This window comes from Vibrio sp. 10N.239.311.G01, assembly GCF_041465805.1.
GTDB classification, from domain to species: domain Bacteria; phylum Pseudomonadota; class Gammaproteobacteria; order Enterobacterales; family Vibrionaceae; genus Vibrio; species Vibrio crassostreae_C.
On sequence record NZ_JBFSRM010000030.1, the window covers coordinates 48,769 to 64,241 of the forward strand.

General features: G+C 44.6%; 10 protein-coding genes. 6 read left to right on the forward strand and 4 right to left on the reverse strand.

The features are described 5' to 3' along the window. Positions 1–6: 6 nt before the first annotated feature. Positions 7–3,159: an efflux RND transporter permease subunit gene (locus AB6D06_RS19510; RefSeq protein ID WP_017068408.1), complete on the forward strand. Its 3,153-nt coding sequence runs from the start codon at positions 7–9 to the stop codon at positions 3,157–3,159. Positions 3,160–3,493: 334 nt separating this feature from the next. Continuing rightward, positions 3,494–4,180, forward strand: coding sequence for a MaoC family dehydratase (locus tag AB6D06_RS19515; RefSeq protein ID WP_017059493.1), 687 nt, complete (start codon positions 3,494–3,496; stop codon positions 4,178–4,180). A 76-nt stretch (positions 4,181–4,256) separates the two neighbouring features. On the opposite strand, the gene AB6D06_RS19520 is transcribed toward AB6D06_RS19515, so the two are convergent. Continuing rightward, entirely contained in the window at positions 4,257–5,072 is an 816-nt protein-coding gene (locus tag AB6D06_RS19520; protein ID WP_017064361.1) for a phosphate ABC transporter substrate-binding protein, read from the reverse strand. Positions 5,073–5,336: 264 nt separating this feature from the next. Between AB6D06_RS19520 and AB6D06_RS19525 the strand changes: the two genes are divergently transcribed. Continuing rightward, a complete protein-coding gene (locus AB6D06_RS19525) occupies positions 5,337–5,699 on the forward strand; it encodes a DUF3024 domain-containing protein (protein ID WP_017059495.1) in 363 nt (120 codons plus the stop codon). A gap of 184 nt (positions 5,700–5,883) precedes the next feature. Here AB6D06_RS19525 and AB6D06_RS19530 read toward each other — a convergent pair whose 3' ends face one another. Further along, positions 5,884–6,714 (reverse strand): AraC family transcriptional regulator, encoded by an 831-nt coding sequence (locus AB6D06_RS19530; protein WP_017064362.1) that lies wholly within the window; start codon positions 6,712–6,714, stop codon positions 5,884–5,886. 188 nt (positions 6,715–6,902) lie between these two features. Continuing rightward, positions 6,903–8,909, reverse strand: a complete 2,007-nt coding sequence (gene rnb / locus AB6D06_RS19535; protein ID WP_371722077.1) for an exoribonuclease II — start codon at positions 8,907–8,909, stop codon at positions 6,903–6,905. 309 nt (positions 8,910–9,218) lie between these two features. Between rnb and AB6D06_RS19540 the strand changes: the two genes are divergently transcribed. After that, the gene (locus tag AB6D06_RS19540) at positions 9,219–11,288 is read left to right on the forward strand and encodes a DEAD/DEAH box helicase (RefSeq protein WP_080582207.1); all 2,070 of its coding nucleotides are present in this window, start codon (positions 9,219–9,221) and stop codon (positions 11,286–11,288) included. Positions 11,289–12,031: 743 nt separating this feature from the next. Next, complete coding sequence (locus AB6D06_RS19545; protein WP_017064366.1) at positions 12,032–13,225, forward strand: acetate/propionate family kinase; 1,194 nt, start codon at positions 12,032–12,034, stop codon at positions 13,223–13,225. Positions 13,226–13,492: 267 nt separating this feature from the next. Here the strand turns inward: AB6D06_RS19545 and AB6D06_RS19550 are convergent, their stop codons facing one another. Then, positions 13,493–14,458 (reverse strand): GlxA family transcriptional regulator, encoded by a 966-nt coding sequence (locus AB6D06_RS19550; RefSeq protein ID WP_076653054.1) that lies wholly within the window; start codon positions 14,456–14,458, stop codon positions 13,493–13,495. Between the two features lie 114 nt (positions 14,459–14,572). Here AB6D06_RS19550 and AB6D06_RS19555 point away from each other — a divergent pair, with 114 nt between their 5' ends. Next, positions 14,573–15,364 carry an MBL fold metallo-hydrolase gene (locus tag AB6D06_RS19555; RefSeq protein WP_372111487.1) on the forward strand — a complete coding sequence of 264 codons (792 nt, stop codon included), beginning with the start codon at positions 14,573–14,575 and terminating at the stop codon, positions 15,362–15,364. Positions 15,365–15,473: the final 109 nt, after the last annotated feature.

Sequence of the window (15,473 nt, forward strand, 5' to 3'; positions counted from 1 at the left end):
CTATTTATGTTAAGTCGTTTCTTTATTCAAAGGCCTAAGTTCGCCCTTGTTATATCCATAATCTTAACGCTGGCGGGTGCGATTTCTCTCGCTATCTTGCCAGTGGCTGAATATCCAAAAATTAGTCCACCGTCGGTCAGTGTGTCGGCATTCTACACGGGCGCAAGTGCTGAAGTGGTGGAACAGGCGATAGCCGACCCCATAGAAACGTCGGTTAACGGCGTTGAAGATATGATCTACATGTCTTCTAAAAGCGCTAACGATGGTTCATACAACCTTAATGTGACCTTTGATGTTGGTACTGACCCAGATATGGCTCAGGTCAACGTTCAGAACCGAGTTGCTCAAATCGAATCGAAGCTTCCGCAAGAAGTTCGAATGGTGGGTGTCACCGTTAAAAAGCGTTCACCAGACCTTTTGATGGTATTGAACTTCTATTCGCCAAACGGTGAGTACGACGATCAATTCTTGATCAACTACGTTAACCTAAACATTAAAGACCAACTGGCTCGTGTGAAGGGCATCAGTGAAGTTAACGTGTTGGGTGGTGGTGAATACGCGATGCGTGTTTGGTTAGATCCTGAGAAAATGGCTAACCTCAATATCACCACTTCAGACGTGAATCGCGCGTTGGCAGAGCAGAACGTTCAAGTTGCTGCAGGCCGTATTGGTGCTGCACCTTATAACAACGCACAAGAAGTGCAGTTCAACTTGGTAACAAAAGGCCGATTAGAAACAGCTGATGAGTTTGAAAATGTTGTTCTTCGTGCAACTCAAGACGGTTCAACGGTTTACTTAAAAGACATTGCACGTGTTGAGCTTGGTAAAAAGTTCTACGACGGTAATGGTAAATACCGTGGTCAAGATGCGTCGATCGTAACGCTGTCACTTCAATCAGACGCTAACGCGCTGGAAAGTGGCAAAGCTGTGATGGCGATGCTGGAAAACTTAAGCAAGAACTTCCCAGAAGGCGTGGCGTATGAAGCAAGTTACGACACTACACTGTTTGTTGCTGAGTCGATCAAAGGGGTAGTAAAGACCTTAATCGAAGCCATCTTGCTGGTTATTGCGGTAACGTACCTGTTCTTGGGTAGTGCGCGTGCAACCTTGATTCCTGTAGTTGCGATTCCGGTATCTTTGATTGGTACGTTTGCCATCATGCAGATGACGGGTTTCACTATCAACACGGTAACCCTGTTTGGTTTGATACTAGCGATTGGTATCGTAGTAGATGATGCGATCTTGGTTATCGAGAACGTTGATACCACAATGGCTAAAGACCCAACCATTTCACCGCGTAAAGCCACGCTTATTGCGATGAAAGAAGTAACGGGGCCGATCATTACGTCGACCTTGGTTCTACTTGCGGTATTCATCCCTGTTGCAATGCTTCCTGGTATTACTGGCATCATGTACCGTCAGTTCGCTCTGACTATCTGTATCGCGGTTGTTATCTCTTCAATTAACGCATTAACGCTATCACCTGCATTGTGTTCACTGGTTCTTAAGCAGGGTGGTGGTAACACGGCGCGTTGGTACCAAGCATTTAACCGTGGTCTAGAGTCTGTTACTAACAAATACGGTCAAGTGGCTGGCTTCTTAGTTAAGAAAGGCGTTCTGCTGTTCACTTTCTTCTTTGTGGCTTTGGCGGCTGTGACTTATTTTGCGAAGACAACGTCTACGGCGTTTGTACCTCAAGAAGATAAAGGCATTTTGCTGGTTAACGTTCAGCTTCCTGACGCGGCATCCTTGTCTCGAACCGAAGAAGTGACTAAGCAGCTGCTTGAAATGGTTGAACAAGAGCCGGGTGTTGATGGCGTAACACTGGTTAACGGCTACGCATTTATGACGGGCGCTTCTGCGTCGAATGGTGCGTCAATGTTCATCAAGCTTCACGATTGGGACATGCGTAATGCACTGGATGGTCAACACTCTGCTCAGGCTATCTCACAGCGTATTAATGGTCGTGCTGCGACTGAACTTCCTCAAGCTGTCGTGTTTGCGATGGGGCCTCCAGCAGTACCGGGTATGGGTGCAGCGTCTGGTTTTGAATTCGTTCTTGAAGATACATTAGGTCGTAGCCGAACTGATCTAGCGATGGTTATGAATGACGTGATTGCAGAGGCCGCTAAACAGCCCGAGATTTCACATACATTCAGTACCTTCCGTGCCAATGTACCGCACTACTATGTCGACATTGACCGTGAGAAAGCGCAGCAACTTGGTATTCCGTTGTCGGAAATCTTCCAAACACTACAAGGTAACTTAGGTTCTCTGTACGTGAATGATTTCACCATGTTTGGTAAAAACTTCCGCGTAACCATGCAAGCTGACAGTGAACACCGTAGCAGCATGGATGACCTACAACGATTCCACGTTCGTTCGTCTAATGGCGAGATGATCCCGTTAAGCACATTGGTGACTTACGACCAGATCTTCGAACCAGATGTAGCATGGCGTTACAACATGTACCGCAGTGCCGTGATTCAAGGTCAACCTGCAGAAGGTTACTCAAGTGGTGATGCGATTGCGGCAATGGAACGCGTAGCTGCAGAAGTATTGCCTCAGGGGTATCAGTACGAATGGACAGGCATGGCTTACCAAGAAGTACTAGCAGGTAACCAAGCGATCTTTGCTTTCGCACTGGCTCTGATCTTCATCTACCTGTTTATGGTGGCTCAATACGAGAGTTGGACAATTCCGATTGCGATTATCCTCGTGGTACCTGTCGCAACCTTAGGCTCCTTCTTGGCATTGAATCTAACGGGCACTCCGCTGAACCTTTATGCACAAATAGGTTTGGTTCTCTTGATAGCCTTGGCCGCGAAGAACGCAATCTTGATTGTGGAATTCGCAAAGGTAGAGCGTGAAGAGAAAGACGCACCGATTGAAGATGCGGCGGTGAAGGGCGGTACTTTACGTTTCCGTGCTGTGAACATGACGTCTTGGTCGTTCATCTTAGGTATCTTCCCGCTTATCTTTGCTGCGGGCGCAGGTCACGTGAGTCAGAACTCTTTGGGTATTTCACTGATCGGCGGCCTGTTATGTGTGTTACTGGCGGGTACGTTCCTAATCCCTGGCTTCTACGCATTCGTGCAACGTAAGCGTGAGAAAGCACACGGTGGTAATACCAAGCTGGTTCCGCTTGATGACGAATAGGGGATTGAGTGTCTTGTAAGATTCGTCTCTTACAAGACCAACCCTCGGAAAACTAATTCCTTGTAAAAACTAAGGTTTAGCATTGCGCTAAGCCTTTTTTTATTCCACTTATGAATAAGAACGCCTTTTATATAAACAAATGTTTGTCATGTGATAGAGCTAACACTCTAATTTGGGTTTTGTAATAAAATGATGTTTTATTGGTAAGTATATGTTTAATATGATTTTAACAAGGTTCAGCTAACGGTTGTATGCTCGAAAACATTTGCACAATAGTGTGAAGTGTTTCAAAATTACGAAGTTATATTGAAATTTTTTGTGCATTGAGGTTCTTATGAAAGTCATTGATTTATTTAAACACCGAGGCGATAGCATGTCTTCGCAACACTCAGAGTTTATGCAATGGATGTCTCCAGCTCTTAGAGATTACTGGGGCGACTTTCTTAATCGTACGCAAAATAGCCATTTCTTTGCGTGGGTTCGTGATCACCACAAACCTGCTGTCAATGAAGATGCACCAGAGATGCCGGTGGAACAGCCGATCGTACTTAAGCCAGAAGCACAACTTGTGTTTGATGAGCTTAATCAACAGATCGGTGAAGTCATCCATACTGGCGACTGGATCAATGTAAGTCAAGACCGTATTAACCAGTTCGGCCTTGTTACTGAAGATATGCAGTGGATTCACACTGAGCCTGAAAAAGCGGAAACAGACTCTCCGTTCAAAACAACCATCGCACATGGTTTTTTAACTTTATCTCTGCTTCCTCGATTGACTGACAGTGTTGACCCTGACAAGTCTCAATTCCCAACAGCGAAGATGGTCGTAAACATTGGTCTTAACCAAGTACGTTTCCCATACCCTGTTAAATCGGGCAGTAATGTTCGTGCTAAAAGTACGCTAACAAAAGTAACGCCAATTAAGAAAGGCCTAGAGATTGAACGCGAAATTCGCGTCGAAATCGAAGGTATTCGTCGTCCTGGCGCTGTGATCGTTTCAGTGATTCAACTTCACTTCTAAACGAACCATATAGATTCCAAAAAAAAGAGAGAGCTTAATGCTCTCTCTTTTTTTTCATAAGATAAAACTCACTCACTTATTTAATGCGAGTGTAGCCGTACTCTTCGATAAGGTCTTGCCCTTGCTTTGACTTCACGAACTTGATGAAGTCTTTGCTCTCGTCAGAAACTGAGTCTGTCTTGTGCAGCAACAAGAATGGGCGAGCCAATTCATAGCTGTGGTTAGCAATGTTCTTAGATGTTGGCTCTACGCCTTCAAATGTAATTGCTTTAATCGAACGGTCGATTGAACCAACAGAGATAAAACCAATCGCGTGTGGGTTATGGTTAACAATCGTTTTAACCATGCTGTTGCTGTTTACAACCAAGTTATTTGGGTTGATGTCAGACACTAGACGGTCATTAATGATCTTCGTTAAACCAAGCAAGCTTTCGAAGCTATAGCGTGAGCCAGAAGACGCTTCGCGAGTGACAACTGCGATAGGCTGATCTGCGCCACCCACAGCTTTCCAGTTCGTGATTTTGCCTTTGTAGATATCGAACAGCTGCTCACGTGTAACGTTGCTTACAGCGTTTGAGCGGTTAGTTACTACAGCTAGGCCGTCAAAGGCAATTGGAAATACCTTCAACTTCTCGTCTTGTTCGCGGTCGGTTAAATAACGCGAGCTCATACCGATGTCAGAGACACCTTTATTAACCATGGTAATACCTGCTGTAGAACCAATGCCCTGAACCGCAATATAGTTATCAGGGTGAGTCTTGTTGTACTCCTCAGCTAATACATCCATCACTCGTGATACTGAAGTGGAGCCCGAAATAGTGGTTTCTTGTGCTAAAGCAGCATGAGAAGACAGGGCTAAGGATAAAAGAGAGGCAAGCGCGACTCGTAACATAAACAACTCCTAGTTAATAACATTTGTCGCATATGATAGGTCGGTTATATGACACTTTTGTGAAATTCCATACTCTCGATGTATAGCTGTTCGCTTGATGAGTCGTAGCTTTCTGGGTTTCCGAAAGCAAGATTCGTTTCTGGGAGCAGGGCCGGTATTTTGATTACGCTTGTTCGCTAAAATGTTTGTTGAGTCCTAAGCTAAGTAGAGGAATTCACTACTTAGAAGTTTCTATGAAGTTTCTATGAAGTTACAAGGGGTGTTATGTCCGTCATTCATATCGAGCTGAATCGTCTTTTAATTGGGGCCGAGAGGCTCTGTACATCTCGAAATCGAAGTTTACCTGTCGAGCTAGGCAAATCCCTATATGAAGAGTGTGAGGGTGGTGTGCTGTTTTCTCAGGCGCATTATCTACTCGACTCATCTCACAGTGATTATACGAACGAGATCGTCTGCGTGACTTTTGATGAGTCGCTGTCTTGTTGGTTAGTGATGGTGCCGCTTGAAGGGGATGTCGAAACCGACTCTGTGAATTGGGGGCCGTATCCGTACCTTCCTAAATCGAAGGATCTTGATGCTATTTTGGCGGAAATAGAAAAAGACCCTAAATCGTACTTCTGGTCATAGTCACTCTGTTTTCACGTTTGCTGGTGGCCTGCTCGCAAAGCTGAATCAATGAGTATCAAAACTCAACCACTGAATCCCAAAGCCAAATCATCTCATCCCACACCCAAGTGGCTTAATATTGAAGCCACTTGGTTTACACCAGTTCCCAACTAAGACGTCCACATCAATCTATCGCTTTGTTTCTTTAAACTTGCGGCTTTACGCTCTGCAGTTGTGCTTGTGCCACTAGCGATCGGAAGTCTTTTGGTGTTTTTCCGTGATACGTTTTAAAGGCCGTGCTGAAGTGAGCGGCACTTTTAAAGCCTGACTCATACGCGATTTGAGTGATCGACTTATCCGATGTTCTTAGCTGAGTGGCTGCATGAGCAATACGTTTTATCTTTAATAAGTTTGAGAACGACAGATCTTCAGCCGATAAGCGACGTTTAAGCGTAGCCGGTGACATTCCCATGTAACTGGCGAGCGTATCCAAAGAGATATTGTTTTCAATGTTTTGCTCGATGTAATGAATGACTCTTTGGGTCACGGTTAACCTTGAAGCTCGAGCAATAATAGCCAATAGAGCTGGGTACTGTTCCACCATCAAAGACAGCAAACTTAAGCCTAATTGAGTGAGTGCGTAGTCATTCTGAGAAGAAGAGTTGGCCAGTGACATGATGAGATCTTTCAACTGACAGAGCTCAGTATCCGTTTGATTGAACTTAATGTACTTGTCTGGGATTCGAGCGGACTCTAAATCGCTGAACTGATTAATGAACTTTTGAAAGATAGCCAAATCAAAATCTAAGCAGGTTGCGCTGAATTCGCCATTTTCAGTGTTAACCGTGATGTCTTTAATCTGACCAGAATTGTAAAGGGTGAAATCTCCCGCTTGCAACGAGGCTTGAGTACCATTGGGCAATACAAAAGAAATGCTGCCTTTCGACACTATAAAGATACCGTTTTTAGAGGCAGGATAACGTTCTCGTCTCCTGGGAATGAAGTTTCTGAACTGAGTAACTGTGATTGATGACATAGTGAGCTTCTTTGACGTTGTAAATTGATTGCTTATTGATTGTTTTTTTTAAGTATTGTTTAAGCATGAGACATTTACAAAAAAGGCGCTAATAATTAGCGCCTTTAGAAGTGAACCTTTGAAGCTTTTGACCTTGATAGCTTTGACCTTGAAAGCCGTAACCTTGAAAGCTGTAGCTGTTAACGCCTTTAAGCTTCGGTTTCGTTTGTCGTTTCAGGCTCGCTAGGCAAGTCCGCAAATACTTGGGTAGGTTTTGCTACTAAGTTACGGTTTTCCTGATTAACTTCAGAGAGAACTACTTCTAAAACGTCTCCCAGTTTGTATACCATTTCTTTATCGATAGATACAGTACCCATATCACCGTTGCACTCTATTCTTTCTTTATTATTAAGAATGAGAGATCCAGGGATAAATGCAGCAGCACCATTTTCAAGTAAACGTACACGCATACCTGCACGGTTAATATCGAAAATCTCAGCTTGGAAACGAGTTTCTTCTGCTGGAGCATTGGCTAGAGTGCGAGCATACAACCAATCGCCAACATTACGCTCAGCCATGCCGTGGTGACGGCGGTGCAGGGCAAGTTCATCACCGATAGTTTCATCTGGTGTTTGAATTGGCGCTTTACCTAAGATGTGTGCTTTAAGCATACGGTGGTTAATCATGTCGCCATATTTACGAATTGGAGAAGTCCAAGTTGCGTAAATATCTAATCCCATCGCGTAGTGCGGTGCAGGCTCATTGCTGATCTCGCTATACGCTTGGAATTTACGAATACGGTTGTCGTAGTAGCTGTTATCTAAAGAACCTAACCAACGACGTAGAGTAGCAAAACCTTCTAGAGAAATGATTTGCTCTTCAGTGAACGGCGTTTCCGCTTGCGGGTTTACCAGTTCAAGAACGTCGGAGATTTTCTCAGCCTTGAAACCAGAATGGCAGTTAAACACACCTTGGTTGAAGCTCTCTTTTAGTACTCGGCCCGCACAGATGTTCGCGCTGATCATTGATTCTTCAACCAGCTTGTTTGCGCTACGACGCATGTCAGCGTGGATAGCGACAACATCGTTATCTTCGCTCAGTTCAAAGCGGTAGTCAGGGCGATCTGGGAACACAACAGCGTTTGCTGAGCGCCATGCTGAACGTGCTTGAGCAAATTGGTGAAGATCAGAAACAATTGCAGCAATCTCTTCTGATGGTTGCCATTTCTCTGATGCACCTGTTTCTAGCCAGTCTGATACGTTGTCGTAAGCAAGACGAGCATGAGATTTGATGTTTGCAGCGAAGAAGTTAATGTCATCACCGATAACGCCACCTTTAGATACCGTTACTGTGCAGCAAAGTGCAGGACGAACTTCGTTCTCGATCAGTGAACATAGGTTGTCAGCAAGATCACGAGGCAACATTGGGATGTTGCGACCAGGAAGGTAGATAGTGAAACCGCGCTCGCGTGCCACTTTATCCATCGCATCATCTGGAGAGATGTAAGCCGTTGGATCAGCAATTGCGATAGTCAGTTCAAAATCACCGTTCTCTTTCTTCTTCGCGTAAAGCGCGTCATCCATATCTTTTGTGCTTTCGCCATCGATAGTCACAAAAGGGACGTGCGTCATGTCTACACGTTCAAGATCGGCGTCATCGTTGATTAGCCAGTTGTCGATGCCTTCAGGCTCACTGTTTGGTAGATCGTTTTGTGCCAGCGTTACCCACCAAGGTGCAATCTTGTCGTCAGCGTCTGTGATTTTCTCAGAGATCTGAGCCAAGAATCCGTTGTCACCTTTTAATGGGTGTTGAACGATATGAGCAACAACCCAGTCACCTTCTTTAAGCGTTTCAGGGTTTAGACCCTTCATTGCTTTCGCTTTAAGTTGCAGTTTTTTGAGCTGCGGGTGATCAGGAACAACGTTCAATCGGCCTTTGAAAAGCTTAACTCGTGCAATAAAGCGAGTAAGACCTTGTTCAACCAATTCCTCAGGCTCTGCTACTTCGCGCTCTTTCTCTGTGCGAATGATGGCAATCACCTTGTCACCGTGCACACATTTCTTCATGTACGGAGGCGGGATAAAGAAGCTTGTTTTGCTATCAACTTCGAGAAAACCAAAACCTTTTTCAGTGGCTTTGATGGTACCTTCCTTTTTAGGGAGGGTTTCTTGGATTTGCTGCTTGAGCTGAGCGAGTAGAGGATTATCTTGAAACATTTTGACTTTTATCTATCGAGGACAATTGAGCACACTATAATCATTGCGAGGCTTGATTACTACTTAAAGGCGAAGTGAGCGTTAATTAATTGCCCTCTTATTTAACTAGGTCAATTTGCTAGGAGATGGGTGCTGTGACGAGATATTCATCAAGTTTTGACGATATGATAACCAGTATTGATGTAAAAGCGAAAAATATGTGATGTATTTCAATTTTTTCTGGATTTTTTTATGCATTTAGGGAATAATCCGCCTCCCTTAGACGTCCCTAATGGCTTGAAGTGTTTTATTACTGCTTCGTAACTCTGAATGGAATCAGTATCTGATTGGATCAGTATTGGAATTGATAGAGCTCCCGGGACCTTTTGTTTACTTATATATAGTGGGATCCCAATGTCCGAATCTGTAATTCAATTTAATGAATTAGCCCTAAACGATAACATTCTTTCAGCTCTTGATAGCATGGGTTTCGTTTCTCCGACTCCAATCCAAGCAGCAGCTATTCCTCTTCTTCTTGAAGGCCGTGACGCACTAGGTAAAGCACAGACTGGTACTGGTAAAACAGCAGCATTCTCTCTGCCTTTACTTAACAAAATCAACCTGAACCAACACAAACCACAAGCAATCATCATGGCTCCTACTCGTGAGCTAGCGATTCAAGTTGCTGCGGAAATCAAAAACCTTGGCCGTGATATCAAAGGTCTTAAAGTTATTGAAATCTACGGTGGTGCTTCAATTGTTGACCAAATGCGTGCTCTAAGCCGCGGTGCTCACATTGTTGTTGGTACTCCAGGTCGTGTTAAAGACTTACTAACTCGTGACCGTCTACACCTAGATGAAGCACACACATTTGTTCTGGATGAAGCAGATGAAATGCTGAAAATGGGCTTCGTAGATGACGTTACTTGGATCCTAGAGCAAGCTCCAGAATCTGCACAACGTGTACTTTTCTCTGCAACTATGCCTCCAATGGTTAAGACTATTGTTGACCGTTACCTACGTAACCCGGCTAAAGTTGACGTTGCTGGTACTAACCACACAGTTGATAAAGTAGCGCAGAACTTCTGGGTTGTTAAAGGCGTAGAAAAAGACGAAGCAATGTCTCGTCTTCTAGAAACCGAAGAAACTGACGCGTCAATCGTATTCGTACGTACTCGTCAAGACACTGAGCGTCTAGCTGATTGGCTATCTGCACGTGGCTTCAAAGCTGCTGCACTGCACGGTGATATTCCTCAGTCTCTACGTGAGCGTACTGTTGATCACATCAAACAAGGTGTTATCGACATCCTAGTTGCAACTGACGTTGTAGCTCGTGGTCTTGATGTTCCACGTATCACTCACGTATTCAACTACGACATCCCATTCGATGTTGAATCTTACATCCACCGTATTGGTCGTACTGGCCGTGCTGGACGTAAAGGTAAAGCGATCCTACTAGTTCGCACTAACCAAATTCGCATGCTTCGCACAATCGAGCGCGTAACTAAGTCTCAAATGGAAGAAATTCAACTTCCTCTACGTGACCAAGTTGCTGCTGCACGTGTTGCTAAGCTTGGCGCTGAACTTGAAACTGAGAAAGAAAGCAAAGCACTAGAAAACTTTGCAGGTCTTATCTCTACTCTTCAAGAGTCTCTAGAAGTTGATGCTGCTACTCTAGCTGCAATGCTTCTTAAGCGTCAGCAAGGTAAGAGCCCACTATTCTACGTTGGCGAAGACCCAATGATCGCTGCTATTGAGCGTGATAAGAACCGTCGCAAAGAGCGTCGTGAAGATCGTGACAACGGCCGTGACGGTGGTGGTCGCAACTTCAATACTCAAGATTGGGATACTTACCAACTACAAGTTGGCCGTGAGCAAGGCGTTCAGGTTAAAGACATCGTTGGCGCACTAGCAAACGAACTTGGCCTAACTAAAGGTTCTATCGGTGCTATCAAGCTAGACCAAGGTTCTACTTACGTTCAACTGCCAAAAGCAATGAACTCTGAAACTGCTGGTAAGCTAAGCAAACTTCGCATTCGTCAAAAAGAAGCTGGCGCTGTAGTTGTTGATTTCAATGACTTCCGTGAGCCTCGTCGTGGCGGCGGCGGTCGTGATGGCAACCGTGGTGGCAACCGTGGCGGTCGTGATGGTGGCGGCTACCGTGGTAACCGTGAAGGCGGCAACCGCGAAGGTGGTAACCGTGAAGGCGGTCGTGGTGGATACCGTGGCAACCGTGATGGTGCTCGCGATGGTAACTCTGCTGGCGGACGTGATGGCGAACGTCGTTTCGACCGTAACCGTGGTGGCGATCACCGTGGTAACTTCCGTGGCGAACGTGGCCATGGTAACGGCAATGGCGGTGGTAACCGTGGTCGTCGTCCAGAGCGCAACGAAGGTTAATCAACCTGTCGCTTAGACGCTTTAGGTCTAGACACTGAATTTAAAAGCCGAGCGTAATGCTCGGCTTTTTTGTGCCTGTTATTTGAACTTAAGCTTTGGTTGGCTCGATATTCGTAGCTAACTTACTTTAATCAAGCTTCGTTCCTGTAACTATGCTTCGTCCATGAAACTAAGCATCGCGCCTAGAACGAATGTTAGTGCCAAAACTTAGCTGTATCGCGTTCTAAGCCTATACCAAAAGAACGTGCTACAAGATGCTGAAACAAAGAGTGAAGGCTATCTAAGCGTCGTTACAGTGCATCTATTCGTAGAGTTGTGCTCGAAGGCAATCAAAATAAGATCAGATCACTATTCTCAACTTCAGTGAGCTTTTTGATGCAAACACTGAGCAATTGAGAAATCGAGCAAAAAGTTATCGGTAATGATAAGCAGACGAAAGGGAAGGGTGGTTGTTTTTCAAGCGGATCACCTGCATTTGTTCGAGTCGCTTTAATTAACTGAATCAAGTTAAAAATAACGTGAGCACTCGTTTGCGTCACCTGTTCATTAATTTTCTTATTCAACTATTTTTTAATTCCGCTCTCGAAATAAATAATTTAATGACCAAGATCAACTTAATTGTGTTCATTTAGTGATTTTTTCAAAACAAAAGTTGAAAGATTCAAAAATTATTGAATAATGGACTTAACTAAAATTGAAGTAAACACTTCATCCAATTCGTACTGAAACAGGATCCATATCCAATGTCTAATTCGTTTGTTCTGGTTATTAACTCGGGTAGTTCATCCCTAAAATTTGCTGTAATCGATTCTGTTTCTGGTGAAGCAGTATTAAGTGGCCTAGGGGAGTGTTTTGGTCTTGAAGATGCTCGTATGAGCTGGAAATTCCAAGGCGAGAAAACTGAAATTGCCATTCAAGGTGAAGATAACCACCACAAAATTGCCATTGGCAAATTGGTTGGCCTGATGGAAGACCTAGGCTTCACGGCTGATATCGTGGCTATCGGTCACCGTATCGTTCACGGCGGTGAGAAGTTCACTCAAACGGTTCGCATTACTGAAGAAGTAACGAACGAAATTGAAAGCCTATCTGACCTAGCTCCACTTCATAACCCAGCAGGTGCTATCGGTATCCGTGCTGCAATTGAAGCTTTCCCTTCTCTACCTCAGTTCGCTGTATTTGATACTGCTTTCCACCAAACAATGCCTCAACGTGCATTCACTGGTGCAATCGCAAAAGAGCTATACACAGACTTCGGCGTACGTCGCTACGGTTTCCACGGCACTAGCCACTACTTCGTTAGCCGTGAAGCTGCGAAGATGGTTAACAAGCCAATCGAAAAATCGAGCTTCATCTCTGTTCACCTAGGTAACGGCGCATCTGTATGTGCTATTAAAGATGGTAACAGTGTTGATACTTCTATGGGCTTCACACCACTTTCAGGCCTAATGATGGGCACACGTTGTGGTGACCTAGACCCAGGCATCATCGAATACCTACTTAAGAAAGGCTGGTCACAAGAGCAAGTATTTAACTCTCTAAACAAGGAGTCTGGCTTCCTTGGCGTGTCTGGTCTTACGAGCGATGCTCGTGGCATCTTAGAAGCAATGGAAGAGGGCCACGAAGGCGCTAAGCTTGCGTTTGAGGTGTTTACTTACCGCGTAGCGAAATACGTTGCTTCTTACCTAGCAACGCTAGATTCTTTAGACGGTATCATCTTCACTGGTGGTATCGGTGAGAACTCTCTACCAATTCGTCGTGAGATCTTAAACAACCTTAAGATTCTAGGTTTCGTTGAAGATGTAGCAGGTAACGAATCTGCTCGCTTTGGTGCTGAAGGGATCATCGCTAAGTCTGAAATGTTAGACGCAGTAGCAATGGTTATCCCAACCAACGAAGAATTCGTGATCGCCCAGCAGTCGGTTGAACTGCTGTAATTTTTTCAAAAACAGATAGTTAAAAGCGAGCTTAGTGCTCGCTTTTTTGATCTTATATGTTGGATAGACCATCGCTAAGTAGCCTTATAGCGAGATAGTCAAAACTCATTCTATTGATTTCGGCAAATCATTTTGTAGCTTCAAACTAGTGATGTTAGGGCTGGCTTGTGATGCCCCAAAAACGCCTAGAATTGAACTTGCAAGGTTTCAGATACAAAAAGTAATAGATGCGACGATCTAGCCCCATCGCCCTCAATGAAATTAAGACTATTGCTTGAATGTAGTGCGCCACTGAATCGGCGATACATGAAAAGCCGATTTGAAGTGCTTTCTGAATACGCTGTCAGAACCAAAACCCGCTTTCTCTGCAACTTGAGGAACAGATAACTTAGTGGTTTCTAGTAGGCGTTGGCTGAGCACCAAGCGTTTATTTTGCAACCATTCACCAAATGTACAGCCATAGGTAGCTTTAAACTGGCGTGTGAAGGTTCTTTTGCTCATCGCACAGCGCTCAGCGACTGCATCTAGTGAGTGAGGCAGATGGACGTTTTGTTCGACATGCTCAATCACAAGGCTGATGCTTGTTTCTGCGAGTGGCTTTACGCTAATCGGTGCAGGTATGTACTGTTGCTGTCCACCAGTTCGAAATGGCGCTGTCACCATCTTACGTGCGAGATCATTCGCAAGTACACTGCCACACAGGCGGCGCACTATGTGGAGACAGCAATCTAGCGAAGCTGCTACCCCTGCTGAGGTAATGATAGTCTCATGTTCAATAAATAGAGGGTTTGGATCAAAATTCACCTTAGGAAATTGCTGCTGAAATTGTTCGGAAAACGCCCAATGGCTTGTGGCACGTTTTCCATCGAGAACGCCAGCACATGCAAGTACATAAGACCCGAGGCAGAGTCCTACTAGTAGCTTACCTTTCCCATGATGCTCTATTAGCGCCTCTATAAGTCGCTCACTTGGCTCTGGCAGGTCATTTGGCCAGCTTGGAACAATCACAATATCCGCCTCTTTAATAGCGCTCAAATCTCTATCGATCACCACACCAAATCCAGAGCTTGTTTCAAACTGCAAGCTGTTTTCGCAACAGATCCTCAAGTCAAACCGAACCGGCTGACCGAAAAAGATATCTTGAAACACCAGACAAGGCACAGAGAGATGAAAAGCACTGATGCCTTCAAAGGCTACCATCGTAATTTTAATTAGCTCGGTTGATTTGTTCACAAGTGTCTCGATTTGCGCGAATGTTGACTTTCAAGACAGTATCACAAGAAACTAGAAAGAAGCATACTAAATCTCATAGAGAACATGGCTTGTTAGTGAGTTTAGAGAGGCATTATGAAGATCCACCACCTACGTAGCGCAACATTTATTATTGAATCTGGCGAAAAATTTATCCTTATTGATCCTATGTTGGGGAAAAAAGGCTCTATGCCTCCGTTTTCAGTCATTAAGGCTAAGGCCGCGAAAAATCCAACCGTTGAGATGCCAAGTAATGCCGATGAGCTACTAAACAAGGTTACTCATACCTTAATTACTCACAGTCAAACACTTGGTATCAAGGCATTACAACATGGAGATCACCTAGATCCGGCAGGTGAGACGTTTTTAACAAGTCGTAATATCCCAGTTGCGACACCAGCCAAAGATAAGGCTTACCTAGAAAAATATGACTTAACGGTAAATTGGGGAATTGAAGACTGGCAAACTATCGACTTTCTAGACGGAAAGCTCACCGCGGTTCCGGCTTTGCACGGCCATGGATGGATTCACAAGGTAATGGCTAATGGTGTTGGATTTTTCTTGGAGCTCCCCAATGAGCCTTCTATTTACATTAGCGGTGATACAGTTCTAACCGATGATGTAAAACGAGCGTTGACTGAGTTGAAACCTGATATCACAGTAGTCGCGGCAGGTCGTGCTCGTATGGACGTTGGTCAACCGTTATTGATGTCTATTGATGAGGTCATGGAGTTTATTCGCCTTTCCCCTAATAAGGTGGTTGCGAACCATATGGAGGCACTCAATCACTGTGCAGTGACTCGACCAGTTCTTAAAGAAGCAATTGATAAAAACGGTTTGTCAGATAAAGTCCTTATTCCTGCTGATGGTGAGACCTTGGAGTTTTAGATACCTGAACTAATCCGGTGACTCCCGATTTAAGTAAATAGTCTAAATGATTTCTGTCCGTGCGACCTGAGGTCGTATGAAGCGTTGTTCACCGCTTAACGAGTGAACC